Origin of the sequence: Micromonospora sp. NPDC051296 (assembly GCF_040682255.1) — a bacterium.
In the GTDB taxonomy this organism is placed as follows: Bacteria; Actinomycetota; Actinomycetes; order Mycobacteriales; family Micromonosporaceae; genus Micromonospora; species Micromonospora craterilacus.
Genome location: NZ_JBFBAO010000657.1, coordinates 1 through 1,528, shown reverse-complemented (window position 1 = coordinate 1,528; position 1,528 = coordinate 1). Strand labels below are relative to the sequence as shown.

Below are 1,528 nucleotides of genomic sequence, written 5' to 3'. Positions count from 1 at the left end.
CGGCATGAGTAGCCCTGTGTCAAGCGGTGGTCGCCAGGACGGCCTGCAGAGCTCGGTGGCGGGCGGGGTCGTAGGGGATGCGGTCTTGCCAGCAGCGCCAGATCACGTGCAGCCAGGCGCGGGCGAGGATTCGGGTCGCGTGGGGGTGGTCGTGGCCCCGAGCTCGGGCTCGTTGGTAGAGGTCGGCGGCCCAGGGGTTGGCGTGGTGGGAGTCGCCGGCGAAGTCGATGACCGCGCCACGGAGTTGTTTGTCGACGGCCCAGCGGAAGCCGACGACTTTCACTTTCCCGGACTGCCTGGTCGAGGGTGCGGCGCCGGCCAGGCAGGTGAGTGCCTCCGGTGTCGGGAAGCGACCGCGGGCGTCACCGATCTCAGCCAGAAGGCGGGCCGCTCGCACGATCCCCGCCCGGGGCAGGGACGTGAACACCTCCGCGTCGGGATGCTGGACCAACTGGACCTCGATCTGTTCTTCCAGCGCGTTGATCTGCTCGCGCAGGGTAGTAAGCCCAGCCACCAACGCGGCGGTGACGTGCCCCCGGGCGATGGCTTCAGGACCGGTGGTTCCGCGGGTAGCCGCGAGCAGATGGGCGTGCAGCAGCCCGGCTCGTGCCGGGTTGGGATAGGAGACGCTGCGCAGCCAGTTCTGCAGTCTGCGCGGCGACAGCCAGTCGACCTTGTCCTGGGTCGCGAACCGGGTGAGGAAACTCAGGGTGATGGCGGAGTCGATGTCGCGGAACAGCCCGATCACGCCGGGGAGCACGTGTTCGAGGTGGGCTCGGAGTTGATTGGCCATCGCGACACGGGCGGCGATGAGGTCTTTGCGGGCGCGGACGACCATCCGCAACGTGAGTGTCGCGGGAGAGTCGGCGGTGAGGGGGCGCAGGCGGTGGTGATCGGTGCGGACGGTGTCGGCCAGGACGTAGGCGTCGAAGCGGTCGTCCTTGTTGCCGGCTGCCCCGTAGCGGCGGCGCAGGTGCTTGATCTGGTTCGGGGCGATCACGAAGACGGTGAGCCCTGCCTCGAGGAGGGCCTCGACGACGGGCCCGTCAGGGCGTTCGATACCGACCTCGAGTACACCGGTGTGCTGCAGGCAGCGCAGCAGCTTCCTCAGGCCCGTAGCGGTGTGTTCGACGATCATCCGTTGAACCTCGACACCGTCGGGGCCAACGATCGCGAGGGCGTGTTCGGTGCTGGCCCAGTCGATGCCCGCAGTTGGTCGACGCATCGAGGGATGGTGTCCGACACTCATGGTGTCCTCCTTGCTGTTGCAGCAGCAGGTGGGCACCCAGTGGTCTCAGGACACGGAAGCCGGTCGCTCACTGATCGGCGCTCAACGGCGCTCAGCCCTGTCGCCAGTCATACGTGTCCTGGGACCACCGGGCCCCGCGGAACTCATGCCGGACCTCTTAGGGTCGAGCGCGCAAGGCGGTGGCCCGGTGGGGACCAGGTGCGCCGACGACCCGAAATCGCCGGCACCAGACACGGTGCCCGACGAGACCGCCGACAGGAAGAGTCTGCGCAGTGAGCG

At 68.5% G+C, this 1,528-nt stretch carries 1 protein-coding gene; it reads right to left on the bottom strand.

The annotated features are described in order from the left end of the window. Positions 1 to 19: 19 nt before the first annotated feature. Entirely contained in the window at positions 20 to 1,249 is a 1,230-nt protein-coding gene (locus tag AB0M52_RS33910) for an IS110 family transposase (RefSeq protein WP_363961974.1), read from the bottom strand. Between the last annotated feature and the right edge of the window lie 279 nt (positions 1,250 to 1,528).